At 37.4% G+C, this 22985-nt stretch carries 24 protein-coding genes and 1 tRNA gene; 10 read left to right on the top strand and 15 right to left on the bottom strand.

Annotation, left to right across the window (positions count from 1 at the left end):
* Window positions 1-16 precede the first annotated feature (16 nt).
* A complete protein-coding gene (gene glnA / locus LW137_RS01830) occupies window positions 17-1444 on the top strand; it encodes a type I glutamate--ammonia ligase (protein WP_233032715.1) in 1428 nt (475 codons plus the stop codon).
* On the opposite strand, the gene LW137_RS01825 is transcribed toward glnA, so the two are convergent.
* Genes LW137_RS01825 through flhA form a run of 4 tightly spaced genes read right to left on the bottom strand, consistent with a single transcriptional unit; the run spans window position 1434 to window position 6101 of the window.
* Window positions 1434-2618 (bottom strand): cation:proton antiporter, encoded by a 1185-nt coding sequence (locus tag LW137_RS01825; RefSeq protein ID WP_233032714.1) that lies wholly within the window; start codon window positions 2616-2618, stop codon window positions 1434-1436. The two genes, glnA and LW137_RS01825, sit on opposite strands and share 11 nt — an antisense overlap.
* Window positions 2615-2851 carry a hypothetical protein gene (locus LW137_RS01820; protein WP_233032713.1) on the bottom strand — a complete coding sequence of 79 codons (237 nt, stop codon included), beginning with the start codon at window positions 2849-2851 and terminating at the stop codon, window positions 2615-2617. The genes LW137_RS01825 and LW137_RS01820 overlap by 4 nt, the downstream gene beginning before the upstream one ends.
* Window positions 2844-3902, bottom strand: coding sequence for a DHH family phosphoesterase (locus tag LW137_RS01815; RefSeq protein ID WP_233032712.1), 1059 nt, complete (start codon window positions 3900-3902; stop codon window positions 2844-2846). The genes LW137_RS01820 and LW137_RS01815 overlap by 8 nt, the downstream gene beginning before the upstream one ends.
* Window positions 3903-3911: 9 nt before the next feature.
* Window positions 3912-6101 carry a flagellar biosynthesis protein FlhA gene (gene flhA, locus LW137_RS01810; protein WP_233032765.1) on the bottom strand — a complete coding sequence of 730 codons (2190 nt, stop codon included), beginning with the start codon at window positions 6099-6101 and terminating at the stop codon, window positions 3912-3914.
* 144 nt (window positions 6102-6245) lie between these two features.
* Between flhA and rpsO the strand changes: the two genes are divergently transcribed.
* On the top strand, window positions 6246-6518 hold the full coding sequence (gene rpsO / locus LW137_RS01805; protein ID WP_233032711.1) for a 30S ribosomal protein S15: 273 nt from the start codon (window positions 6246-6248) through the stop codon (window positions 6516-6518).
* 56 nt (window positions 6519-6574) lie between these two features.
* Here the strand turns inward: rpsO and accA are convergent, their stop codons facing one another.
* The 5 genes from accA to rpsU form a co-directional block, all read right to left on the bottom strand.
* Window positions 6575-7504: an acetyl-CoA carboxylase carboxyl transferase subunit alpha gene (gene accA / locus LW137_RS01800; protein ID WP_233032710.1), complete on the bottom strand. Its 930-nt coding sequence runs from the start codon at window positions 7502-7504 to the stop codon at window positions 6575-6577.
* A 3-nt stretch (window positions 7505-7507) separates the two neighbouring features.
* The gene (locus LW137_RS01795; protein WP_233032709.1) at window positions 7508-8746 is read right to left on the bottom strand and encodes a beta-ketoacyl-ACP synthase II; all 1239 of its coding nucleotides are present in this window, start codon (window positions 8744-8746) and stop codon (window positions 7508-7510) included.
* A 42-nt stretch (window positions 8747-8788) separates the two neighbouring features.
* Window positions 8789-9019, bottom strand: coding sequence for an acyl carrier protein (gene acpP / locus LW137_RS01790; protein WP_233032708.1), 231 nt, complete (start codon window positions 9017-9019; stop codon window positions 8789-8791).
* A gap of 102 nt (window positions 9020-9121) precedes the next feature.
* Complete coding sequence (fabG, locus tag LW137_RS01785) at window positions 9122-9865, bottom strand: 3-oxoacyl-ACP reductase FabG (protein ID WP_233032707.1); 744 nt, start codon at window positions 9863-9865, stop codon at window positions 9122-9124.
* A 120-nt stretch (window positions 9866-9985) separates the two neighbouring features.
* Window positions 9986-10198, bottom strand: coding sequence for a 30S ribosomal protein S21 (gene rpsU, locus LW137_RS01780; RefSeq protein ID WP_027327403.1), 213 nt, complete (start codon window positions 10196-10198; stop codon window positions 9986-9988).
* 214 nt (window positions 10199-10412) lie between these two features.
* Here rpsU and LW137_RS01775 point away from each other — a divergent pair.
* Both LW137_RS01775 and LW137_RS01770 read left to right on the top strand, forming a co-directional pair.
* Window positions 10413-10489, top strand: a tRNA-Arg gene (locus tag LW137_RS01775).
* A gap of 217 nt (window positions 10490-10706) precedes the next feature.
* A complete protein-coding gene (locus tag LW137_RS01770; protein ID WP_233032706.1) occupies window positions 10707-11192 on the top strand; it encodes a phosphatase PAP2 family protein in 486 nt (161 codons plus the stop codon).
* A gap of 68 nt (window positions 11193-11260) precedes the next feature.
* Here the strand turns inward: LW137_RS01770 and dcd are convergent, their stop codons facing one another.
* Complete coding sequence (gene dcd / locus LW137_RS01765; RefSeq protein WP_233032705.1) at window positions 11261-11818, bottom strand: dCTP deaminase; 558 nt, start codon at window positions 11816-11818, stop codon at window positions 11261-11263.
* Between the two features lie 150 nt (window positions 11819-11968).
* Here dcd and accB point away from each other — a divergent pair, with 150 nt between their 5' ends.
* Genes accB through LW137_RS01740 form a run of 5 tightly spaced genes read left to right on the top strand, consistent with a single transcriptional unit; the run spans window position 11969 to window position 15867 of the window.
* Window positions 11969-12415, top strand: a complete 447-nt coding sequence (gene accB / locus LW137_RS01760) for an acetyl-CoA carboxylase biotin carboxyl carrier protein (RefSeq protein WP_233032704.1) — start codon at window positions 11969-11971, stop codon at window positions 12413-12415.
* A complete protein-coding gene (locus LW137_RS01755; protein WP_233032703.1) occupies window positions 12415-13767 on the top strand; it encodes an acetyl-CoA carboxylase biotin carboxylase subunit in 1353 nt (450 codons plus the stop codon). Before accB ends, LW137_RS01755 begins: the two co-directional genes overlap by 1 nt.
* Window positions 13764-14321: a hypothetical protein gene (locus LW137_RS01750; protein WP_233032702.1), complete on the top strand. Its 558-nt coding sequence runs from the start codon at window positions 13764-13766 to the stop codon at window positions 14319-14321. Before LW137_RS01755 ends, LW137_RS01750 begins: the two co-directional genes overlap by 4 nt.
* Window positions 14318-15418 (top strand): UDP-4-amino-4,6-dideoxy-N-acetyl-beta-L-altrosamine transaminase, encoded by a 1101-nt coding sequence (gene pseC / locus LW137_RS01745; protein WP_233032701.1) that lies wholly within the window; start codon window positions 14318-14320, stop codon window positions 15416-15418. Before LW137_RS01750 ends, pseC begins: the two co-directional genes overlap by 4 nt.
* A 44-nt stretch (window positions 15419-15462) precedes the next feature.
* On the top strand, window positions 15463-15867 hold the full coding sequence (locus LW137_RS01740) for an HP1233 family protein (RefSeq protein ID WP_233032767.1): 405 nt from the start codon (window positions 15463-15465) through the stop codon (window positions 15865-15867).
* Here LW137_RS01740 and LW137_RS01735 read toward each other — a convergent pair.
* The 4 genes from LW137_RS01735 to LW137_RS01720 all read right to left on the bottom strand — a co-directional run bounded on the left by LW137_RS01735 (window position 15864) and on the right by LW137_RS01720 (window position 21735).
* Complete coding sequence (locus LW137_RS01735; RefSeq protein ID WP_233032700.1) at window positions 15864-16433, bottom strand: anthranilate synthase component II; 570 nt, start codon at window positions 16431-16433, stop codon at window positions 15864-15866. The two genes, LW137_RS01740 and LW137_RS01735, sit on opposite strands and share 4 nt — an antisense overlap.
* Window positions 16430-17812: a 3-deoxy-7-phosphoheptulonate synthase class II gene (locus LW137_RS01730; RefSeq protein WP_233032699.1), complete on the bottom strand. Its 1383-nt coding sequence runs from the start codon at window positions 17810-17812 to the stop codon at window positions 16430-16432. Before LW137_RS01730 ends, LW137_RS01735 begins: the two co-directional genes overlap by 4 nt.
* Window positions 17751-18170: an acyl-CoA thioesterase gene (locus LW137_RS01725; RefSeq protein ID WP_233032698.1), complete on the bottom strand. Its 420-nt coding sequence runs from the start codon at window positions 18168-18170 to the stop codon at window positions 17751-17753. The genes LW137_RS01730 and LW137_RS01725 overlap by 62 nt, the downstream gene beginning before the upstream one ends.
* A 103-nt stretch (window positions 18171-18273) precedes the next feature.
* Window positions 18274-21735, bottom strand: coding sequence for an MFS transporter (locus LW137_RS01720; protein WP_233032697.1), 3462 nt, complete (start codon window positions 21733-21735; stop codon window positions 18274-18276).
* 157 nt (window positions 21736-21892) lie between these two features.
* On the opposite strand from LW137_RS01720, the gene LW137_RS01715 reads away from it, so the two are divergent.
* Entirely contained in the window at window positions 21893-22369 is a 477-nt protein-coding gene (locus LW137_RS01715) for a DUF2147 domain-containing protein (RefSeq protein ID WP_233032696.1), read from the top strand.
* 32 nt (window positions 22370-22401) lie between these two features.
* Here LW137_RS01715 and LW137_RS01710 read toward each other — a convergent pair whose 3' ends face one another.
* Window positions 22402-22902 carry a peptidylprolyl isomerase gene (locus tag LW137_RS01710; protein ID WP_233032695.1) on the bottom strand — a complete coding sequence of 167 codons (501 nt, stop codon included), beginning with the start codon at window positions 22900-22902 and terminating at the stop codon, window positions 22402-22404.
* Window positions 22903-22985: the final 83 nt, after the last annotated feature.

Raw genomic sequence — 22985 nt, 5'->3', positions numbered from 1 at the left:
AAAAGAGGATTGTGTTATGGACAAAAAGAAAAGAGTTTCTGATTTCTTTGAATTCTGCAAGGAAAATGAAGTTGAGTTTGTCGATTTTAGATTCACAGATATTAAGGGAACTTGGCATCATGTGAGTTTTTCTATTTCTGCTGTTGATGCTGAGGCTTTCGATAAGGGAATTGCATTTGATGCAAGTTCTTTGCCAAAGTGGCAGCCTATCAACAAATCAGATATGATTCTAATTCCTGATCCTGTGCGTTATTTTATTGATCCTTTTTGTGCAGATGTGACTGTTGTGGTTTTTTGTGATGTGTGGGATATTTATAAAAATCAACCCTATGAAAAATGCCCAAGAAGCATTGTCAAAAGAGCAATGCAATACTTGCAAGAGAGTGGAATAGGGGATCAAGCTTATTTTGGTCCAGAAAATGAGTTTTTTGTCTTTGATAGCATTAAGATTCGCGATCAAATCAATGCTCAAGCTTATGAAATTGATACGCAAGAGGGAGAATGGAATCGGGATCGTGAATTTGAAGGGGTTAATATGGGACATCGCCCTGGGACAAAAGGGGGATATTTTCCTGTTCCACCTATTGATAGTATGGTGGATATTCGTGCTGAAATGGTTAAGGTTCTTAATCAGGTGGGAATTGAAACATTTGTTGTGCATCATGAAGTGGGACAGGCTCAGGGCGAAATAGGGATTAAATTTGGCGATATGCTTGAGGCTGCAGATAATGTACAAAAGCTCAAATATGTTGTGAAGATGGTTGCTCACCTTAATGGAAAAACCGCTACTTTTATGCCTAAGCCCCTTTATGGTGATAATGGGAGTGGGATGCATACACATATCAGTATTTGGAAAGATGGCCAAAATCTTTTTGCTGGAGATAAATATCAGGGGTTGAGTGCGATAGCACTATCTTTTTTAGGCGGTGTTTTGCATCATGCAAGAAGCGTTGCAGCCTTTACAAATGCTTCAACAAATTCATATAAGCGTTTGATTCCAGGCTTTGAGGCTCCATCAATTTTGGCATATTCTGCACAAAATCGTAGCGCTAGTATCAGAATCCCTTTTTCTCATGGAGATAAAGCCAAGCGTCTTGAGTTTAGATTCCCAGATAGTTCAAGCAATCCCTATCTTGCATTTTCTGCACTTTTGATGGCCGGACTTGATGGTATTCAAAACAATATTCAAGCTGGTGAGCCAATGGATATTGATTTATTTGAGCTAACTCTTGATGAGATAAGAGAAAAGGGAATCAAACAGCTTCCCCATACGCTAAGAAGTGCAGTAGAAGAGATGCTTGCTGATAGGGAATATCTCAAGGTGGGGGATGTGTTTAGCGAAGAGTTTATCCAAACTTATAAAGCTTATAAATTTGAAGCTGAGATTTGGCCTTGGGAAGCACGTCCTCACCCATTTGAATTTATTAGCACTTTTAGTTGTTAGAGGTGGGGGAGGGGGTGGATTTTGTTTTCCAAAATGTCAGAATGATTTTGATCATAATCATAAACACAATTCCCTCAATCATTGCACCCACTATAAAAGAATAATATCCCTGCATTGTGATGATTTTGAGCTGTAGTGCAAGTGTTGCAGCAGCAATTAGGAAAGTCAAAGGCATCGCATCGCTTAGAGCATATAAAATCGTGTTTTTGGGAGTTTGAAGAAAACTCCTAAAGGTTACAAAAGAGCTAATGAGACGAATACTGAGCATTCCTACAATAATCATAAGGGCATTTTTCAAAATCTGATCATCAGAAAAAAGACTTCTTAAATCAAGAGTGGTTCCAACATGAACAAAGAAAAAAGGAATAAAAAATCCAAACCCAATATGATTAAGCTTTTGATGAAGTTTGTGATGGGTGCTAAAGAATGTGGCTAAAATCATTCCGGCAATAAATGCTCCAAGTGCGACTTCAAGCCCCAAAAATACAACAATTGCAACAAAAAGAAAGAAAAGCATCGCCCCAAAGCGTAGATCTTGGTTGTTAGAATCATTATGTGGAGCAATGAGTGTTTTGAGCGATGGGAACCACCAAAAAAGAATTTTAAAGCCTTGAAAAATAAATGCAATAACAAGCAAAAAAGAGAGCAAAACGCCAAAAGTTTTGAGGAGTTCAATGCTCATCCCGTGATTATAGAGTCCATTGATTGTAACAAGTGCACAAATGCTTAAAAGTTCACCAATCACTCCAACTTTGAGGGCAAGATTGAGCCAAATATGATTTTTCCCATACTCTTTGATGAGCGCCATAATCATCCCAACTCCCATAATGGGAAATGTTGCAATATAAATAAGAGGAAGCTTTTGCGTTAGAACGATTAGGACAGAAAGAGTGTAAAGAATCAGAAAATAAAGGAAGATTTTTTGAAGCATCCCTTCTTGTTTGAGCTGAATGAAGGACTTAAGATTGACTTCTGTTCCGCACAAAAACATTAAAATCAAAAATCCTGTTTCTGCTACGCTATGAGCGGCTTCATTTTTTTCAAAGATTCCTAGATAAGTTGCTAGGGCTCCAAGAAGCATTTCAACAACAACGATGGGGAATCTAGAGAGATTACTTAAAAAGGGAGCAATGGCAATGAGCCCCACAATGACAGCAAGAGAAGTAATGGTCATTGTTTGTCCATAAAATGTTGAGGGTATTTTTTCTGAAGTGTGTGAATGAGTTTGATCATCTGTTCTTGATTGTAAGGAAGATTTTCATCGACGCAATCTAATTCATCCATATAGAGTTCAATTAGAGTTTGAATTTTATCTTTTTTTGCCCTAGCAAAATATAGGGCAACTCCAAGCATATCTATCACCTCAAGAGCTAATTCGCTGATTTCTAACTCTTTTTCTTTATGCATCTCTTCCTCCTTGTTCTAAGATTTGGTCAATTTGTTCTTTAATGTGGGGATAAAAGAAACTTTCTTTAAACCCATCAATCTTCCCTCCTGAGGCATTCTTATGTCCGCCTCCACCAAAAAGTTTAGAGGCCATAAGACTTACATCAATCCCATTGTTTGCTCTTAAGCTCACATTTCCTCGCATATTGACATCAAGAAAAAAGGAAAAATCTGGATTTTGAATCAAGAATTGATTGCCCACAACACTTACATTACCTAGGGTGTAGGTCAAGATTCCTTTATATCCTTGATAAAGGATGCTCATAGAATCTTTTTTTTGTTCTAAAAGTTTTACGATATAGCAAGAGAAGATATTATCCATTGTTTGGATGTCAGGGTTACCTCCAAAGGCTAATTTTTTTAATCTAAACAAATCATTATCAAATTGAACTTCGGCATTTTGCCTATAAAGATAATGCTTGATTTGATCGAGCATAAAAAACTTAATTCCTCGATTCTCTTCTTCAAACATCACACGATTGGGATCTTTGAGAGAAGCGATCATCCCCATAGCAACTTTACCAAATTCAAATTGATACCCATCATTTTTCCAAATATCAACAGAATTAACCATATTTGAAAAATCTTCAAGCCATTGAGAGAGTGATGGGTCAAGAAGAGGGTAGTGTTGGATGAGTGTGTTAAATGTGATCTTGCATGCACTGCGTGAGGTATCTAAAAAATACCAATGGAATTTTTCTGCACTTTCGCTCCCGCTAATGTGGTGATCCAAAAGCATTAGTGTGATTTTGAAGCCTTGCATTTTGAGTTCAGTGATTTGGTCTTGGAGAAATCCTGATTCGCTTAAAGAAAGATTGAGGTCTGTGATCAAAAAAAGAATATTTTTTTGTTTGTCCTGTGTTTTGATTGCTCCAAGAATTTCTTCAAGACGCACAGAGATCTCTTTGCCATAATTGGCGTTGAAAAAATCAATATCTGAAAAAAAATGCTTTGCAATAAATTGTGCTCCATATCCATCTAGATCAATATGTGAGAGATGAAAAACTTTCATTAGCGATCCTTAAAAGTTGATTTCAATTGGTTTGTCAAGAATTTCAAAATTGACATTTGGGTCAAGTTCAGTATGGCTTAAAACAACAATTTCAATTTTAAACTGCTCCATTTTGTCATAAAGCGGTCTTCTAAGCTTGCTATCAACCAGAAAAATGACAGGAGAGATTCCGTTTTGCATCACCTTAATCATTGATTCCTCAATAGCTTCTTTTAGTTTTTGTGTTTCATTGATTGTAAGAAGAAGCATTGGAGCGGAGCCTTGATCTTTGATTTTGCTAATGAGTGCAGCTTCTGTTTCATTGCTAAAAATAAGGAGTTTTAGATTGCCATCATCAGATTTAAAGAGATTACTAATACTGCGACTTAGGCGAGATCTAACTTGTTCGACAAGAATGGAGACATTGTTTTGCACAGCATTTGCAAGATCAGTGATTGTCTCAAGAATGGTAAGCATATCGCGGATAGGGATCTTTTCTTTAAGAAGTTCTTGTAGGACTTGGCGAATTGTCCCTGTTGGAATCTTGTTGGCCTCTTCAATAATTGCAGGATAATGATCATTAAGACGCGCAAGGAGTTTTTTGACTTCGTCTTTAGTGATAAACTCTGGAGCATATTGCTTAATGAGTTCTGAGATATGTGTGGAGATAACTGTCGAGGGATCAATGATGGTGTAGCCCTGAATAATGGCTTCTTCTTTGTCTTTTGCTTCAATCCATAGGGCATCCATTCCAAATGCAGGCTCTTTTGTTGGAATCCCTTCAATAGGTGTTCCAACATAGCCTGTATCCATTGCAAGAAAATGATCTGGCATTACCTCGCCCTCACCAATCTTAACGCCTTTAAGAAGGAATTCATAATGTGTTGGAGCCAATTGAAGATTGTCTTTGATTCTAATTTTTGGCACCAAAAATCCAAAATCCCCTGCAATTTTTTTGCGAATCCCGCGAATGCGCTCAATCAAATCCCCATTTTGCTTGATATCGGCAAGCTTGATGAGTTGATAGCCCAAATAGAGTTCTAAAACTTCCACCTTTAGGACATCATTAATGATAACTTCTTCTTCTTTTTCAATTTCTTCCTCTGTTTTTTGGGGTTTTGGGGGAGCTATATGTGAAGCAAAATCTTGGGGATTTTTTGTTTCATTGATTTGATCGGTTTTGTTGAAAAAATGTTTCAGTGAGCTAAAAATACTTTTTTTCTCACCTTCTCCCATAAGGTAGGCGATTCCAAAAAAAACGAAGCTAATAAAAAAGAGAGATAGCTTTGGGAATCCTGGAATTAATGCTCCAAGGAAGAGAATGGCGCCAAGGAGAGTAACAATTTTTTGGTTATTAATGAGTTGTGTGACAAGATCTTTTGCAAAAATCTCTCCCTCAGTTTGCGTTGTTCGTGTGATGATGATACCTGTAGCTGTTGAGATAATGAGGGCAGGAATTTGCCCTACAAGACCATCCCCAATGGTTAGGATCGTAAAAGTTGATGCACTCTCAGAAACGCTCATTCCATGTTGAAAAACTCCAATCAAAAAACCACCCACAATATTAACAAGGGTAATGATAATTCCTGCGATTGCATCTCCCTTGACAAATTTGCTTGCTCCATCCATTGCGCCATAAAAATCTGCTTCTTGTGCTAAAACTTCTCTACGTTTTTTTGCTTCTTGTTCATTGATAAGTCCTGCATTCATATCTGCATCAATTGCCATTTGTTTTCCAGGCATTGCATCAAGTGTAAATCTTGCCCGCACTTCTGTGACGCGCGTTGAACCATTGGTGACGACCATCAAATTGACAAGCACCAAGATACAAAAGATAATGATTCCTATCACATAGTTGCCACCCACAACAAAGTTTCCAAATGCTGTAATGATACTACTAACAGATTCTGCACCATTGTGCCCCTCGCTTAGAATCATTCTAGTTGTAGCAACATTGAGGGCTAGGCGATAGAGAGTTACAATCAATAAAAGAGTGGGGAAGGCCGAGAAATCTGTGGGCTTTTGAATATAAAGGCCAATGAGGATAATTAAGATTGATAAAGCCATTGAGATGCTTAGCATAAAATCCAAAATACCACTAGGGAGTGGAACGATAATAATAGTTAAGATTGCGATGACAAAAAATACAACGCTGAGATCTTTTGAGGCCAAAATACGCCCAAGGCCTTGTTGCAAATTATTTTGAAGCTTTTTAAAAATCTCTGTGTTGCCCGAAGCCAAAACATCCTCTTTTTGATTGATTTTTCCTCTAAAGGAGGGAATTTTACATTCTTTTTGAGGCCTTTATTGTAAAATTATCTCTTCTCATAATAGTTTGAGAAAATACCAATCTAGGAGGTCAAAATGGCTCAAGATATGGCGAAAAAGAAAGAAATTATTTCTAAATTTGCTAGAGATTCAAAAGATACAGGATCAACAGAGGTGCAAGTTGCGCTTTTAAGTGATCGTATTGCAAATCTAACTGAGCATTTGAAAGTTAATCCAAAAGATCATTCAAGTCGTTTGGGACTTTTGAAACTTGTAGGACAACGAAGAGGTTTGCTTAAGTATCTTAAAAGAACACAATATGATCGCTATGCAAAGCTTATTGCTGAGCTAGGAATCAAAGATCGATAGTTCTTAAAAGATTAAAATGGGGGAAGGGGGAGAGCAAGAGTATAAGAGAGATGATCTTATGCTTTAAAATCCCCATAGTTCATAAGTTTTTCATATCTTTTTGAGAGAAAGTCTCCCTCTTTTTTGATTGTTTCAAGAGAGTGAAGAAAATATTCTTTGATTGATTTGGCTGCAGTAACCTTATCTCGATGTGCTCCAGATAGAGGCTCTTCAATAATATCATCAATCAATTTGTAGTCCTTAAGATCTTGTGCTGTGATCTTCATCGCTTTCATTGCTGATTCTATTTTGCTTGGATCGTTCCACAAGATAGCCGAACAGCCTTCTGGAGAAATGACACTAAAAACAGAGTAGCTCATCATTGCAAGTTTGTCGGCAACAGCAATTGCAAGAGCCCCTCCGCTTCCACCCTCACCAATAATAATTGAAACAGTGGGGACTTTTAAATTTGCAAATTCTTGTAAGTTTTTAGCAATAGCTTCACTTTGCCCCCTTTCTTCAGCGCCAATTCCTGGATATGCTCCAGCGGTATCAACAAGCATCAAAATAGGAATATTAAATTTTTCTGCCATTTTTGCAGCTCTTAGAGCTTTTCTATATCCTTCTGGATTTGGCATCCCAAAGTTTCTTTCTAATTTATTTTTTGTTCCTCTTCCTTTTTCCTCTCCAATAATTAATGCTTTTTGCCCATCAATATAGCCCAAAAAACACACGATTGCCTTATCATCTCTAAAATGTCTATCCCCATGTATCTCGCATTTCTGATCCAAGATGAGATTGATATAATCCATCGCATATGGACGATCAGGGTGCCGAGCAAGTTGCATTTTTTGGTATTCGCTCATTTGAGAATAGACTTTTTGTGTTTCTTTCTGCAAAGATGCCTCTAAAATTTCTTGGGCATGGAAATCACCTTTGATTTTGGCAGATTCAATTTCATCTTGAATTGATTTAAGTTTTTCTTCAAAATCGAGATAAATAGCCATGAGTTATATCTTTTTGAAGATAATGACACCGTTGGTGCCACCAAACCCAAATGAATTGCTCATTACAGCATTGAGTTTTGCTTCTCGTGCATGATTTGGAACATAGTCTAGATCGCAATTTTCATCTTGAATTTCTTGATTGATTGTGGGTGGAACAACTCCTTCTTCCATTGCCATGATTGCAATTACTGCCTCAATCGCTCCGGCTGCCCCTAAGCAATGTCCAATCTGTCCTTTTGTTGAGCTAACCATAGGTACTTTTTCTTTGCCTCCAAAAACATTTTTGAGAGCCAATGTTTCATAAAAGTCATTGTAGTAAGTGCTTGTCCCATGAGCATTGACATAATCAATCTGTGTATTAGCCATTTTGAGAGCTGATTTCATCGCACGATAAGCACCTTCACCATTAGGGGCAGGAGTAGTGATGTGATTAGCATCTCCACTTTCACCAAATCCAACAACTTCAGCATAAATTTTTGCCCCTCGTTTTTTTGCGCTTTCGTATTCTTCTAAAATTAGAGCACCAGCCCCTTCTCCCATAACAAAACCATTGCGCTCTTTGTCAAATGGGCGACTGGCTTTTTGTGGGTGATCATTGCGATCACTGAGGGCTTTCATTGCTGCAAATCCTCCAATTCCAACGGGACAAATAGAAGATTCTGACCCGATGACAAGCATCTGATCAGCTCCTCCGGTCATAATGGTTTTTGTTGCTTCGCTAATAGCATGAGTTCCGGCTGCGCAAGCTGTTACGCTTGCAAGATTTGGACCTTTGAGACTAAATTCAATGGAAGTGAAACCACCAAGCATATTAACAAGAGCAGAAGGAATGAAAAAAGGAGAAATGCGTTTGGGACCTTTTTCGTGACAGGTAATTGAGTTTGTTTCAATATTTGCCAATCCTCCAATTCCTGCAGCAGAGCTAACTCCAAAACTTTCCGAGATTGATTCGGGACATTTTCCTTCATTGTCAAGCAAACCACTATCTAACATTGCTTCTTTTGAAGCCTTAAGAGCAATTTGAATAAAACGTGCTGCTTTTTTGACTTCCTTTGGTTCCATAACTTCTTCTGGATTAAAATCAAGAATTTCTCCGGCAATTTGAACTGGAAAAAGACTTGCATCAAAAGAGGAAATTCTTTTAATCCCACATTTTCCTTCAATAATGGATTTAAAAGAACTTTTTTTATCTAGTCCTAAAGAGTTAATCATACCAAGACCAGTGACAACAACACGACGCATTTTTTTGCTCCTTTAATTGTTTTCCCTCATAAAAGAGGGATTTTATTTTTTTTCTTCAATATAAGTTACAACATCACCAACTGTTGTCATTTTTTCTGCCACTTCATCAGGAATTTCAATTCCTAATTTTTCTTCTAATGCCATGACAAGCTCAACAACATCTAGTGAGTCAGCGTTCAAATCATCAACAAACTTTGATTCAAGCTTAACTTCATCAGCGCTTACACCAAGTTGTTCTACTACAATTGCTTTTACATCATCAAAAGTTGCCATTTTGCACTCCTTAAATTGCATTATTTAATGTTTTTAATCTCAACGATAGGATCAAAGCGGTGATTCTAACAAAAAATATTTATGTTTGATGTGAGTTTTGTATCACATGTATAGCCCGCCATTGACTTTCAACGTTTCTCCTGTAATATAAGAAGCTCCATCGCTAAGCAAAAAAGCAACAGATTCTGCGATTTCTCGAGGGTTTCCTAATCGCCCAAGAGGAATGCTTTGTAAATAATAATCCTTAACCTCGGGCTTAAGGTGTTCTGTCATTTCTGTTTGAATAAAGCCTGGAGTGACAGAGTTGAAGCGCACATTGCGACTTGCCCCTTCATATGCAAAGGATTTTGTCATTGCAATCATTCCTCCTTTGCTTGCTGCATAATTAGTTTGTCCAGCATTTCCTCGCTCTCCAATAATTGAAGCGATATTGACAACAGATCCTTTGCGTTGCTTACTCATAATTTTGAGAGCTTCTCTACACCCAATGAAGCAAGACTTTAAATTGGCATCAAGAACAGATGTGAAATCTTCCATTTTCATACGCAATGCTAATTTGTCATTAGTGATACCTGCATTATTAACAAGGTAGGCAAGCTCTCCATCGCTTTCTACGATAGTTGAAATTGCCTGTATAAATGCCTCTTCATCGGAAGCATCAAAGCCAATTACAGCTGCTTTCCCGCCCAAAGATTGGATTTCATTTTGTAGGGCATCAGCAAGTTCAGGTTTTGAGCGATAATTGATCCATACTTTTAATCCATACTCTGCTAGAGTTTTAGCGATTTCTGCTCCAATGCCACGACTTGAACCAGTGATTAGTACATTTTTTCCACTAAATTTCATAAAAAATCCTTAAGTTTTTAAAAATAAAGTCAGGATTCTACAAAAGAATAAAAAACCTAATGAAATAATAAAATGAAGCTTATTGAAGAAGATTTCTCCCTCCAATAAAAGAGGGAAGAATTAGAGTCGAGACTCGTAGCGTCGTAGCATATAAAGACGCTTGAGCATCTTTTTCTTTGCATTAATCTTTTGCTTTTTGCGCTTCTCAGTATTAGATTCAAAAAATCTTCTTGCTCTGCACTCTGTTACAACAAGATTGCGATCAGTTTGTTTTTTGAATTTTCTGTAGCCTTCATCAAAAGATTCGCTTTCACGCATTTTAATGCCTGGCATAAAATCACCACCAATCTTAAATGAAATCTTCTCTAAAGTCTTTGGTTCTTTTGATTGAATTGATCCTAACCTCTTATATATAGTTTTGGATACCAAATATCTACAAAAGAAAGCCCAAGAAATAGAGGATCAAATTTTAATTTATTTTTTGGATTTTTTTCTCAATAAAGTGTATTTCTACTGTATAATTTCGCCCCTCAAGACTTTTAAATATGTGTCCATAGCTCAGCTGAATAGAGCAACAGGTTGCGGTCCTGTAGGTCGGGGGTTTGAATCCCTCTGGGCATACCATAAATATAATTTCTCTCCTTTTAAAAAATTCCTTTTAAACTTTGAGCTTAGTTGGGTTTTTGCGATTAAAATTGTTTTAAGTTTAGTTTGTAAGAGTTTTAGAATGAAAAAGATATGTTGTTTGGTTCTATTTTCTTGTTTGTTTTTTGTTCAGAATATAAAAGCGGAAACTCAGGCGCATCGGATTATAGAGCGCACTGGGGATATATTTCAGTTTTTGCCCTTAGCTGCGGCAATTTATGCTCTTTCGATTAAGGATTATGAGGGAATCAAGGAGCTTGCAATTGGCTTTGGATCTACTATGGGAGCGGTGCTTATTTCCAAGCAGGTTCTGCATGCTATAAGCAAAAGAGATTCAAACCTTGTTCAATTTGCCAAAAGGCCCAATGGTTCAAATTTTCAAGGGTTTCCTTCGGGACATACTGCTTCAGCCTTTAGTGCTGTAGGGTTTTTGCAAAAACGCTATGGCTGGAAGCTAGCTCTTCCTGCAGCTATTTTGGCGAGTTTTGTTGGTTATTCAAGAATTCTGGCTCAAAAGCATACACCTTTTCAGGTTGTGGCTGGAGCGATGTTGGGCTTTAGTGTAAGTTATTTGGTCTCTTCAAAGTATATTGATCCCTCTAAACACACTATCTCTTTTGATTCGACAGATGATATTAGAGGAAGAGCAAAATATGCTGTGCGTTATTCTTATTTTTTCTAGATTTTGATTCGGATTGATCCTTCTATTCCTTTTTGCTTTGGAAGGGGATAAGAATAGGAAAGCCAAGGCTATAGAATCCTTGGGAGAGTGATTCCTTGTTGTCCTTGATATTTTCCAGATTTATCCTTATAGCTTGTTTGGCATATCTCATCACCTTGCAAAAAGAGCACTTGAGCGATCCCTTCATTTGCATAGATTTTGGCAGGAAGGGGTGTGGTATTGCTGATTTCGATTGTGATATGTCCTTCAAATTCGGGCTCAAATGGAGTGACATTTACAATGATTCCACAACGAGCATAAGTGCTTTTCCCCAAGCATATCGCCAAGACATCTCGTGGCATTTTGAAATATTCTATTGTTGAGGCAAGGGCAAAAGAATTGGGCGGAACAATACATATTTCTCCTTTGTGTTCCACAACATTTGCACAATCAAAATTCTTGGGATCAACAACCGTTGCATTAATATTTGTAAAAATTTTAAATTCGTCGCTGATGCGAATATCATAGCCATAACTGCTAAGTCCATAACTTACAACACCTCGCCCAATTTGTTTTTCGCAAAAGGGGGATATCATTGCATGCTTTAGACTCATTTCCCGAATCCAGTTATCTGATTTAAGACCCATTTCTTATCCTTAAAATGAAGAATTTTAAAATTTTGTTTTATGTTATGATAGCAAACTTGCTTATAAATACAGAGTTGAAGGCTCACTTGATGGGGATTTCCTATCATAATTAGATGAATAAATGTTTATTTTAAATATTAAGGATTGATAATGAATCTTAAAGAAATAGAAAAATTAATTGAGCTTTTTTCGCAAAAAGAAATGTCTAAGATTTCTCTTAAGGATGGAGAATTTGAACTTTGTCTCGAAAAAACGACATCTTCTTATGTTTCTCAGAACTTGCCTCAAGCGACTCCACAAGTTGTGGTTGCTCAGCCTACTCAAGTTGAAGTTCAGCAAGCTCCAAGTGTAGAAAGTGGATTGTTTATCGAATCTCCTATGGTAGGGACTTTTTATCGATGTCCATCTCCCAATGCTTCTCCCTATGTAAATGTTGGAGATAAAATTAAAAAAGGTCAGGTGATTGGGATTGTTGAGGCGATGAAAATTATGAATGAGATCGAAGCAGAGTTTGATTGCAAAATTGTAGAAATTGTTGCCAATGATGCACAGCCTGTTGAGTTTGGATCAAAACTTATTAAAGTAGAAAAGATTTAATGCATATGAAGAAGATACAAAGAGTTTTGATTGCCAATCGTGGTGAGATTGCTCTTAGAGCAATTCGCACGATTCAGGAAATGGGAAAAGAAGCTGTAGCGATTTATTCTACAGCAGATAAAGATGCACATTATTTAGATGTTGCAGATGCAAAGATTTGCATTGGAAAGGAAAAATCAAGTGAAAGTTATCTGAATATTCCTGCAATTATTAGTGCTGCAGAGCTTTTTGAAGCCGATGCAATTTTTCCAGGATATGGCTTTTTGAGTGAAAATCAACATTTTGTTGAAATTTGTAAACATCATAATATTGAGTTTATCGGACCAAGTTCTGAAGTTATGGTGTTGATGAGTGACAAATCAAAAGCTAAAGATGTTATGAAACAGGCAGGAGTTCCTGTGATTATGGGAAGTGATGGGGCACTAAAAGATTTGGATGAAGCGCGACAGGTTGCTTCTGAGATTGGATATCCTGTGATTATTAAAGCTGCTGCAGGCGGTGGTGGAAGGGGGATGAGAGTTGTGATGTCTGAAGATCAACTCACTAATTCGTATTTGGCTGCAGAAAGTGAAGCTTTGAGTGCATTTGGTGATGGAACCATTTATATGGAAAAATTTATCAATAAGCCTAAGCATATTGAAGTTCAAATTTTGGCAGATAAGCACGGAAATGTTGTTCATATTGGCGAGCGTGATTGTTCTGCACAAAGAAGACAGCAGAAATTAATCGAAGAATCTCCGGCTGTTGTTCTCTCGCCTCAAGTGCGAGAAAAACTTCTTCAAACTGCGGTGCAAGCAGCAAAATTTATAGGATATGTGGGGGCTGGAACTTTTGAGTTCTTGCTTGATTCAAACCATCAAGATTTTTATTTTATGGAAATGAATACACGCTTGCAAGTTGAGCACACTGTAAGTGAAATGGTGAGTGGGCTTGATTTGATTGAGTGGATGATACGTATTGCTGAGGGAGAAAAGCTTCCCTCTCAAGAAGAAATTACTTTTAAGGGTCACTCAATTGAATGCAGAATTACAGCTGAAGATCCAAAGACGTTCTTGCCCTGTCCAGGAAAAATTACACAATGGATTGCACCTGGGGGATCACATGTAAGATTGGATAGCCATGCATATTGTAACTATACTGTGCCTATGCATTATGATTCTATGATTGGCAAGCTGGTTGTGTGGGGAAGGACGCGACAGGAGGCTATCATCCGAATGAGAAGAGCTCTTAAAGAGTTCAAGATTAATGGGATTAAAACAACGATTCCTTTTCATATTGCAATGATGGAAAATCAAGATTTCAAACAATCGCGTATTTATACAAAATACCTTGAAGAGGAGTTTTGTAAATGAAAATTGAGTCTTATCAGACTCATATTTTAGGGACAGTCCCCCCTGCAGGGTCTTTTGATGTCAAAAAAACAAAATCAAAAGATAAAGAGAGGGATAGGTTACAAAATACGGCTTTTGTTGAGCTCAAAAAAGCAAATCAACAGATTGCCAAACTACAAGCTCTTGGCGTATCATTTGATCAAATCCAAAAAGAGCTTGGAGAGTTAGAAAGTCTTGATCATCAAGCTCAGTATCAAAATACTCAGCAAAATCTCATTGCTAAGATTAAAAATCTGCAAGCAAAGCTCTCTCCGTTATTGAATGAGGCGAAACATTTTAAGATCAGGGAATCAAATCAAATTTCATCAAATCAAGTTAGCAATATGAGGAATGGGGTAGAAAAAATCCAAGTTCAAATTAAGAATTTGCTTAAAAAAACAGAGCAAGAGATAGAAGATTTTTTTCATACTCAGCAAGAGGTTGGATTTGATGAGAAAAAGCTTAAGCATCCAAACTTCAAAAATGCCCACAATGCTGAACGTCTAAGTTCATCTTTCCGCGATTTGATCGCATGAATCCTTATAGTAGACAATCAATTAATCAAGATGATATTCAAGCCGTCATAGAGGCTTTGCAATCTGATTTGATTACTCAGGGGAAGCAAGTTGAGGCTTTTGAGCAAGAGCTTGCACAATATTTGGGTGTGAAATATGCCCTTGTTTTTAATTCTGCAACTTCTGCATTGTTCAGTGTTTATCGAGCAATAGGAGTGCAGGATTGTGAAGTGATTACAACGCCATTGAGTTTTGTTGCAACTTCTAATATGCTTCTTGAAAATGGTGCAAGACCTGTGTTTTGTGATATTAAAATAGATGGCAATATTGATGAAAAAAAGATTCCATCACTAATCACTTCCAAAACAAAAGCCATTGTGAGTGTGGATTATGCAGGCAAAAGTGTCGAGGTTGAAGAGATCCAAAGGATTGCTAAAGATTATGGAGTAATGTTTATTTCTGATAGTTCTCATAGTATGGGTGGAGAGTATAGGGGGAAAAAGATTGGGAATTTGGCTGATGCGAGTGTGTTTAGCTTCCATGCCTTAAAACCTATTACTACTGGCGAAGGGGGAGCTCTTGCAACAAATTGTGAGGAGATATATCAAAAAGCAAGGCTTGTACGCTCTCATGGAGTGATTAAAAAAGCATTGTGGAATAGTGATGTTCTACAAAGCGGTTTTAATTTTAGAATGAATGATTTTTCGGCATCTCTTGGAAGATCTCAACTTAAGCGCCTTGATCTATTTATCGCTCAAAGAGAGAAGATTGCACAATATTATGATCAGATTTTTGCCAATCATCCTTGCTTTGATATTCTTTTGATTCCTTCGCATATAAAAAGTTCTCGCCATCTTTATCCTATTTTCTTGAAGCAAAAGTATTGGTGTGCCAAAGAAAGTATTTTTTCCTTGATGCAAAAAAGTGGTCTAGGTGTCCAAGTGCATTATAAACCCATTCATCTTTTGAGTTTATATCGCCCTTTTGTACAGTCTCCTCTTTATAATACTGAGCGTTTTTATAATGCTGAGATTTCTATTCCTTGTCATCAGATGATGTCAATGGAAGATGCACAAAAAACAGCAGAGGTGATTTTGGAGATTTTTTCTAAAATTTAGGAATCTTTTTTGCTTTTCTTCTGCAAAGAAGAAAAGGAGAAAAGATGCAGATTCAAACTTCATATCAACCATTTTCTCACAATACGCAGACACTTCAATCCCAATACTTGAAAGATGCCAATATTGGCGATCCAAATCAAATAAAAGAAGATAGGGCATCAAGAGAACAAGAGCAAAATTCCATCCCTCCATTGGGGGAAATCCAGCGTCAGACTTATGGTCTTTCTATTTTAGAAAGAATGAGTGATGATGAATATCGTGCATTTTTAAGGGCGACTGCGGAAATGACTGAGAGTGAAAAGATTTTTGCAGCTCAATCGCTTTATCGCCTCAATAAGGTCTATCAAAGTCAGCTTGAAAAACACCACAACCCATATCAAACAACTCAAGGGGATTTTCTCACAGCATTTCACAATGCTTATCAAGAGGCCTTAATGCACAAAGCTTAAGGAAGAGAATCGAAAGAAATTTCTAAGAAATTTTTTAAAAGCTGTTCTCCGCCTTGAGAGAGGATGGATTCTGGATGAAATTGAACGCCAAAGGTAGGATAGAGCTTATGTTTTAAGCCCATAATCACACCATCTTCGCTCCATGCAATCGCCTCTAGAGTATCAGGCAGGGTTTGAGCAATCAGCGAGTGATAACGCATCACTTCTAAATTTTGAGACAAATGGTAAAAAAGAGGATTTGGTTTAAATGTGATTTTTGAAGTTTTTCCATGGACTGGCTCTTTCCCTCTTGTGACTTTTCCGCCAAAGGCTTGGGCGATACTTTGGTGTCCAAGACAGACTCCAAGAATAGGTTTTTGTTGATAGAAACGCAAAATAATTTCTTGGTTAATGGGCGTATCTTTTGGATGTTTAGGGCCAGGAGAGAGGAGTAGATGGGTGGATTGCTCAAGAGTGTTAAAATCAACATTTTCTGGGAAAAAAACTTTAATTTCAACTTGTAACTTTTCTAAAAGATAGATAAGGTTATAGGTAAAAGAATCGTGATTGTCGATAAGAGTAATCATATAAAAACCTCAAATTGATCAGCAAGCCAAAAAGCAAGATCTAGAGATTGGGTAGCATTGAGTCTTGGATCACATTGGGTGATATAGTTTTTTTGCAACCCTTCTTGAGTAATGCTTCCGCCGATGCATTCTGTAACATCTTCTCCCGTCATTTCAAGATGCACTCCTCCTGCATAAACACCAAATTCTCGCGTAATGCTAAAAAAGTGAGCCAATTCATTGATGATGCTTGAAAATTGGCGTGTTTTGATTCCATTTTTTGTCATTGTATTGCCATGCATTGGATCACTCATCCAGATGACTTCTTTTTTGTGTTGTTGGATTGACTGAATAAGAGGAGGAAGGCGAGTTTGTATCCCTTCCTCTCCCATACGGATAATCAGCGCAATTTCGCCTTTTTGATTGGAAGGATTAAGTAGATCTAAGGCTTTTAGAAGTTCATTTATAGGTGTGCGAGTGCTTACTTTGAGTCCTTTTGGGTTTTGAATCCCTCTAATGAATTCAAGATGAGCTGGAGAGCTTAGTGTGCGCTCTCCAATCCAAAGAAAATGAGCTGAGCAATCATAAAACTGCTGACTTAGGCTGTCTGTGCGACACAGAGCTTCTTCATAATGCAGAAGTAAGGCTTCGTGACTGGTGAAAAATTCGCAGAAATTACTCATGGTTTCTAGATTGATTCCACAGCTTTGTGCAAAACAAAGAGCTTGTGAGATTTGGTTGGCTAGGGTTTTATAGCGTTGAGCAAGGGGGTGGGATTGTGCAAAATCAAGAATATATTGAGCAAAGAGGTGAAAATCTGCCATTCCTCCTTTGGAGAAGGCGCGCAAGAGATTGAGTGTTGCGGTAGATTGATGATAGGCTTGAAGCATTCTTTGAGGATCATGCTTGCGACCAGATGGATTAAAATCAAGGGAGTTGATCATATCTCCTCGAAATATAGGAAGCTTAATGCCTTCTTTCTCCTCAAAATCCTGACTTCTTGGTTTGGCAAATTGTCCAGCAATGCGTCCAAGCTTGATGATTTCTTTTTGGCTAGAGAATCCTAAGATGATGCTCATTTGCAATATTAATTTATAAAAATCTCTAATGGAATCTGCGCTAAAGCGTGAAAAACTTTCTGCACAGTCTCCGCCTTGCAAGATAAATGCTTCACCTAGGGCGACTTTTTGAAGTTTGGTTTTTAAAAGATCTACTTCTTTTGCAAAGATTAAAGGAGGGTAGGAGGAGAGTTTTTGCTCAACTCTTTGCAGATCTTCTTGGTCTTCATAAGATGGAGCTTGCTTGATGAGATGATTTCTCCAGCTCGATGGGGACCAATTATCCAAATCGTTTTTCTCTTCTTTCTTTGGCTTCTTGGAATCGGCGTTTTTGTTCTTCATTTTGAGGGACAAAAGGAGGAATTTGAACTTTTTGCTTTTTCTCATTAAGCGCAATCATTGTGAAGTATGCGCTATTGCAGTGGATTCTTTTTTGGGTTTTGAGGTCCTCGTATTCTGTGCGGATTCCCACTTCACAACTTGTATTTCCTGTAAAATTAATCGAAGCATAAAAATGCATCAAAGAGCCTATAGGAATAGGATGCCTAAAAAGAACTTGATCAACAGCAAGGGTGACAACGCCAACTCCACAATAGCGTGTTGCGCAAGCATAAGCAACTTGATCAAGAAGCTTGAGAATTTCCCCGCCATGAACTACTCCACTGAAGTTTGCCATATTGGGAGAGGCGAGAATGGACATTGTTAAAAGATGTTTATTGTTTTCCATATTGAGCCTTAAAAATGGGTTGTGGGATTATATCGACAAGGGAGCAATACGAGTTAATAAAATTTCAAGCTCAATTTTATTTGGCAAGAGATTTTGCCAGATCTTTTGCTCCCTTTAGATCAACTTTCCCTGATCCCAAAAGCGGGATGGATTGAACTAAAAAATAATGTTTTGGCTTGGCGATTGCTGGAAGAGATGAGCGTTTGATCATCTCAGCAAGAAGAGAGTGCATCTCTTTTGGATCTGACTGCAAATCAGCAGGCATTTGAGTAAGCAAAACAATCATCTCCCCCTTTTTACTATCTTCCAGAGCCACAGCAACACATTTGCATCCTTTGAGTTTTTCATCTTTTTCAATCATTGTTGTGATTTCTTCTTCAATTGCGCCAAGACTTACCATCTCTCCTCCAATTTTGGCAAATCGTGAATAGCGATCAATGATATAAAGGAATCCATCCTCATCTAAATAACCCTTATCCCCTGTTTTATACCATCGCATTCCATCTATTTCTGCGATCACTTCTTGTGTTTTTGCAAGATTGTTGAGATAACCAACCATCACTTGATGTCCACCTACAAGCACAAGGCCCTCATGGCGGTGAGGAAGCTCTTCCATGCTTTCAGGATCGACGATTTTGAGCGTTGTTCCAGGGAGGGGCATCCCTACACTTCCTACTTTATTGGCTTTGTGAATCTCTTCATTTTCAGCATCAAATTTGCAAGGAAGATTGACGCTTACAACAGGTGTTGTTTCTGTAGCTCCATAACCCTCTAAAATAACTTTTTGAAATTTATTCTCAAATGCATTGCGTGTTTCACTTTTGAGTTTTTCTGCACCTGAAACAACGATTCTTAAACTCTCAAACATCAATCGTTCGACTTTGGGGTGTCGTGCATAGATTCCTAAAAATGTTGAGGTTCCGCACATAATTGTAGCTTGGTATTTTGCGACTGTTTGAGCAATCCCAAAAGCATCTGTTGGGTCAGCATATGTAATGCTTTGGATTCCAGAAAGCAGAGGAAGAAAGGTCGTGGCTGTCAAGCCAAAAGCGTGAAATGGTGGAAGAGAGGAGAGAATTGCATCATTATCTTGCACGCATAGGACATCTGAGATTTGGGCGATATTGCTCATAATGTTTTGGTGATTTAGCATAACTCCTTTGGGAATCCCTTCGCTCCCACTACTAAAGAGGATGCAAGCAACCTCTTGTGTGTTTTCTTCTGGAGAGAAAAATCTCTTTAGAAGCCTGCTTGGGAATAAGAAAGCCATAAGAAGATATCTGATGAGTTTAGATTTTTGTGCTTTGAATTCTTTGACTAAATCTTCCATATAAAGCATCTCAACTCCACTAAATTCAAGTGTGATTCCCTTATCTTTGAGTTTATCAAGAAAGGTTTGGGAGGTAAGGATGCGTTTAATTCCTGCTGATTGGATAGCGAGGTTGAGTGCATTTGAGCCAGATGTAAAATTGAGATTGACAGAAATCTTGGAAGCTAGAAGAATAGAGAGATTGCAGAGTGATGAAGCAAAAGAGGCGGGAAGTAAAATCCCAATGCATTCTTTAGATGGGGCAAATTCACCTTGCGGATTTGCTATTGAGGTTTTTCTAAGCATTTGTGAAAGTAATAATGACAAAGCCAAGACTTTTCCAAAACTAAATTTCCCACTTATGGGATCAATGATGCTTGTTTGAAATAAATGAGTTTTAGCAATATCAATCCAAGTCCTTCCCAATGTTTGCATTGTCTGACATTGGCTTTTCCAAGCGACAAATGAAAGATCAAAGATGGCATTTTTTACTTTCTCTTTGGGAGTTTGTGGAGGCATAGTTTCTCCAAAGGCAATTGTGATATTGCGTTTATCGAGAAGGGAATGATTGCGGGCTTTGAAATTCTCATTGGAACGAGAAAAGCTTGTTCCCCATAACCCTCTGATATAGAAAGGAACGATGAGGGAATTTTCATTGAGTGCGTGTGAAAAGTCTTTTTTAAATTCATTGAGATGCCCATGTGTTGAAACTGCACCCTCTGGGAAAAAGCAGATGATTTGATTTTGAGAAAGGAGGGTATTCATTTGAAGAATGAGATCATGAGAAGATGAATGGGGGATGATTCCAAAACGATTAAGAAAGAGCTTAATATACCATTTGGAGTGGATATTGTGTTCAATAGCAAAATATACTCTTTGTGGGATTGCCATTTGAACAATTGCCCAGTCAATGAAGGACATATGATTTCCTACAAGTAAAACCCCTTGATTTTGGGGGATGTTTTCAAATCCCTCAACAATCAAACGATAGCGCTGATTGAAAGCAAATGTAAGTAAAAAACGCACAAGGATAAAGGGTTGCTTAGAAATGCAATAAAGCGATCCAATGAGTGCACCCCAAAAGCCAACCATAAAAATGAGTGATGCATCAAAAGCAAGATAAATAAAGAAAAGCGTAATCAATGAAGCGAGCATCATTCCTATTGCTTGAGCGAGTTGATAGTGTGCAAGAGTTTGTTCTAAATGAGAAGATTCTCTAAAAATGGAAGCTAAACAGGGAATCAGAATAAGCATTCCACTAAGTCCAAGCAAAAAAGCTAAGAAAAGTGAAGTAATTAGAGAGGGTGAAAGGGAAAAAAATCCAAAACAAAAAGTGATGCCCAAAAAACCAAAGGGAAGGAGGCCAAGTTCTAGATAATTTTTAGAGAGCAAATAGGTGAATAATGCTCCAGTGATTGCTCCTCCGCTTAAGCAAATAATTGCCAAGGGGAGCAATTGTATTTCTTGAGTTTGTGTGTAGTAGGGAAAGGCGATGAAACAAAGTTGAGCCAAAAACCAAAATAGGGTGCTTGATGCAATCAATGGAAAAAGTCTAGGATGAGACAAGAAGCTTTTTAAAAGAATGGAGATTGAAGGAAATGATGAGTTAGAGTTTGAAATACTATCTTGTGGAAGTCTGTAGCTTAGAATGATTTCAAAACATGAAAAGAGAACAAATAAAATGCCTGCAAATTTGGAGGAAATGAGAGCTTCAGATAAAGAATATGATTCAAAGATGAAAATCTTAAAAAGCACACCAAAAAGAAGAAGTCCAAATAGCGCAGAAGCGATTGTTGTCAGTTGTATGATGGAATGTGTGCGTGTAAAATCTTTGGAGGAGTAGAGTGTTTTGAGATAGGCAATTTTACTAGGAAAAAAGAGAGCATTTTGGCAAGCAAGTAAAATGCTAAATATAAAAGCAGGCCAAAAAGCACCTAGGCTATAGCAAAGTGCAAGAATAAGAGATAGGGCTAGGGAAGTCCAAGCAGAGAATTGGATCATTTTGTTTTTGCTGTATGTTTCAGCCAAAAATGCCGAAGGATAGAAGCAAAAAAAGATCGGAAGAAGAAAGATAAGACCCTCAAGAATGCTTAAGAAAAATTTTTGATTCCCCTCAAGAGCTTGAAAAATTGTATTTAGAATAATAATTTTGTGTCCAAAAAAAATAAAAGTTTCAATAAAAAGAATTGCTAAAAAAGTTCTAAAAGCTTTGTTTTGAAAATAATGCATTCTTTTCCTTTGTCTGCAAAATAAATCAAAATTGTAACAAAAACTTATTTTCCGAGATAGTTTTGAAGTAATACCACTTTGCTGCATTTCATTACACTCTTATGTCAAAATCCTTGGTTCTTTTACTTGTGAAGGAAACAATCAAAAGGAGATAAAAATGTTAAAAAAATTTTTCTTTTTTATTTTAATGTGTGTTGGAATATATGCTCAAACTTTGGAGGGTTACTATCTAACGCATCCAAATGAAAGAGGGGTGCAAGCTGTGGTTGAGATCTTTCAGAAGGATCAAAAATATTTTGCTTATGGTTTTGCAAATACAGATGGAAGTGCAAGCAAGGATCAAAACAATCCAGATGAGAAACTGCGTGGTAGAGATATGAATGGAGTTATTTTTGTCTGGAATCTTGTCAAAGATAAAAATGAATGGAGTGGAGGAAAAATTTATAACTATGCCAATGGAAAAACTTATGATGCAAGTGCATGGTTTGATAAAAATGGGGATCTTGTTGTTAAGGCATCTGTATGGGGATTTGGAAAAAAACTGATTTGGAAAAAAATAACTCAAGAAGAGGCAGAAAAGTATTTTTCGACAAAACCTTCTCTTCAAACAGTTTTACAAACGCTCCCTCAATAAAAGCTAGCTAGCTCTTATGAGAGCTAGGTTATTTAGGATAGAGGATTTGTTTCAAAAATCTCAATATCCTCGATTAAATCTCCTTGCTTGAGGCTATCTAGAATCTTAAGACTTTCTTCATCAATGATTTGTCCAAAGACAGTGTGTGCCCCATCTAGATGAGGTTGTGGAGCAAAACAAATAAAAAATTGACTTCCTCCTGTATCTTTTCCTGCATGAGCCATAGATAATGCACCTTTGATATGCTTATGTGGATTATTTTGTGTTTCACATTTGATTGCATATCCTGGACCGCCACAACCATTTCCTATAGGACATCCACCTTGAGCGACAAATCCAGGAATAACGCGATGAAAACTTAACCCTTTGTAAAAACCATCTTTAGAGAGTGTGGAGAAATTGGTCACAGCTTGAGGAGCGTGTTCGCCAAAAAGTTCAAAAACCATGTCGCCTTTGGAGGTGTGGATGATGGCGTATTTTGTTTTTTGAATTTCTTCTGGCGTGATTTCATAGATTTTAATTTCTTTTGACATTTTTTTCCTTTTTCTTGTGGTAATTTTACATAGAGTTTTATTCTATCGATATTTCAAGCCTCTAGGGATGACAATGCGAATTT

Source organism: Helicobacter kayseriensis (assembly GCF_021300655.1).
Lineage (GTDB): Bacteria > Campylobacterota > Campylobacteria > Campylobacterales > Helicobacteraceae > Helicobacter_G > Helicobacter_G kayseriensis.
This window is presented reverse-complemented; position numbering and strand designations above follow the sequence as displayed.

What these genes read in the sequence shown, in the direction of transcription:
- LW137_RS01725 (WP_233032698.1), bottom strand. Translation starts at nt 18,170, where the DNA reads ATGTCCATTCTCGCCTCTCCCAATATGGCAAACTTCAGTGGAGTAGTT.
- dcd (WP_233032705.1), bottom strand. Translation starts at nt 11,818, where the DNA reads ATGGGTCTTAAATCAGATAACTGGATTCGGGAAATGAGTCTAAAGCAT.
- acpP (WP_233032708.1), bottom strand. Translation starts at nt 9,019, where the DNA reads ATGGCAACTTTTGATGATGTAAAAGCAATTGTAGTAGAACAACTTGGT.
- rpsO (WP_233032711.1), top strand. Translation starts at nt 6,246, where the DNA reads ATGGCTCAAGATATGGCGAAAAAGAAAGAAATTATTTCTAAATTTGCT.
- glnA (WP_233032715.1), top strand. Translation starts at nt 17, where the DNA reads ATGGACAAAAAGAAAAGAGTTTCTGATTTCTTTGAATTCTGCAAGGAA.
- accA (WP_233032710.1), bottom strand. Translation starts at nt 7,504, where the DNA reads ATGGCTATTTATCTCGATTTTGAAGAAAAACTTAAATCAATTCAAGAT.
- LW137_RS01720 (WP_233032697.1), bottom strand. Translation starts at nt 21,735, where the DNA reads ATGCATTATTTTCAAAACAAAGCTTTTAGAACTTTTTTAGCAATTCTT.
- accB (WP_233032704.1), top strand. Translation starts at nt 11,969, where the DNA reads ATGAATCTTAAAGAAATAGAAAAATTAATTGAGCTTTTTTCGCAAAAA.
- LW137_RS01795 (WP_233032709.1), bottom strand. Translation starts at nt 8,746, where the DNA reads ATGCGTCGTGTTGTTGTCACTGGTCTTGGTATGATTAACTCTTTAGGA.
- LW137_RS01815 (WP_233032712.1), bottom strand. Translation starts at nt 3,902, where the DNA reads ATGAAAGTTTTTCATCTCTCACATATTGATCTAGATGGATATGGAGCA.
- LW137_RS01730 (WP_233032699.1), bottom strand. Translation starts at nt 17,812, where the DNA reads ATGAAGAACAAAAACGCCGATTCCAAGAAGCCAAAGAAAGAAGAGAAA.
- LW137_RS01755 (WP_233032703.1), top strand. Translation starts at nt 12,415, where the DNA reads ATGCATATGAAGAAGATACAAAGAGTTTTGATTGCCAATCGTGGTGAG.
- LW137_RS01750 (WP_233032702.1), top strand. Translation starts at nt 13,764, where the DNA reads ATGAAAATTGAGTCTTATCAGACTCATATTTTAGGGACAGTCCCCCCT.
- LW137_RS01740 (WP_233032767.1), top strand. Translation starts at nt 15,463, where the DNA reads ATGCAGATTCAAACTTCATATCAACCATTTTCTCACAATACGCAGACA.
- fabG (WP_233032707.1), bottom strand. Translation starts at nt 9,865, where the DNA reads ATGAAATTTAGTGGAAAAAATGTACTAATCACTGGTTCAAGTCGTGGC.
- LW137_RS01820 (WP_233032713.1), bottom strand. Translation starts at nt 2,851, where the DNA reads ATGCATAAAGAAAAAGAGTTAGAAATCAGCGAATTAGCTCTTGAGGTG.
- LW137_RS01735 (WP_233032700.1), bottom strand. Translation starts at nt 16,433, where the DNA reads ATGATTACTCTTATCGACAATCACGATTCTTTTACCTATAACCTTATC.
- pseC (WP_233032701.1), top strand. Translation starts at nt 14,318, where the DNA reads ATGAATCCTTATAGTAGACAATCAATTAATCAAGATGATATTCAAGCC.
- LW137_RS01715 (WP_233032696.1), top strand. Translation starts at nt 21,893, where the DNA reads ATGTTAAAAAAATTTTTCTTTTTTATTTTAATGTGTGTTGGAATATAT.
- rpsU (WP_027327403.1), bottom strand. Translation starts at nt 10,198, where the DNA reads ATGCCAGGCATTAAAATGCGTGAAAGCGAATCTTTTGATGAAGGCTAC.
- LW137_RS01710 (WP_233032695.1), bottom strand. Translation starts at nt 22,902, where the DNA reads ATGTCAAAAGAAATTAAAATCTATGAAATCACGCCAGAAGAAATTCAA.
- LW137_RS01825 (WP_233032714.1), bottom strand. Translation starts at nt 2,618, where the DNA reads ATGACCATTACTTCTCTTGCTGTCATTGTGGGGCTCATTGCCATTGCT.